The organism is Shigella sp. FC1544 (genome assembly GCF_001722145.1).
In the GTDB taxonomy this organism is placed as follows: Bacteria; Pseudomonadota; Gammaproteobacteria; order Enterobacterales; family Enterobacteriaceae; genus Escherichia; species Escherichia coli.
This window is the reverse complement of sequence record NZ_MECT01000480.1, coordinates 1-366: the sequence shown is the minus strand read 5'-3', so window position 1 is coordinate 366 and position 366 is coordinate 1. Positions and strand designations below refer to the sequence as shown.

General features: G+C 52.7%; 1 pseudogene. It reads left to right on the top strand.

The window, feature by feature from the left end:
- Positions 1-99: 99 nt before the first annotated feature.
- Positions 100-366: pseudogene (locus BGK49_RS18710) on the top strand (DDE-type integrase/transposase/recombinase); the annotation flags it as partial.

Here is a 366-nt window from a genome sequence, read left to right as displayed (position 1 = left end):
TAGTGCGCTGGGTTATCGCTCGCCACGGGAATATCTGCGGCAGCGGGCTTGTAATGGGTTAAGTGATAACAGATGTCTGGAAATATAGGGGCAAATCCAGCGGACCTGACGTATGTTGCCACACAGGAGGGATGGTTGTACCTCGCTGGCATCAAAGATGTTTATACGTGCGAAATTGTCGGCTACGCCATGGGAGAGCGCATGACAAAAGAGCTGACAGGTAAAGCCCTGTTTATGGCGCTCAGGAGCCAGCGCCCACCTGCCGGGCTAATCCACCACTCTGATCGAGGTTCACAGTACTGCGCATACGATTACCGGGTCATACAGGAGCAGTCTGGTCTGAAAACATCAATGTCGCGTAAAGGT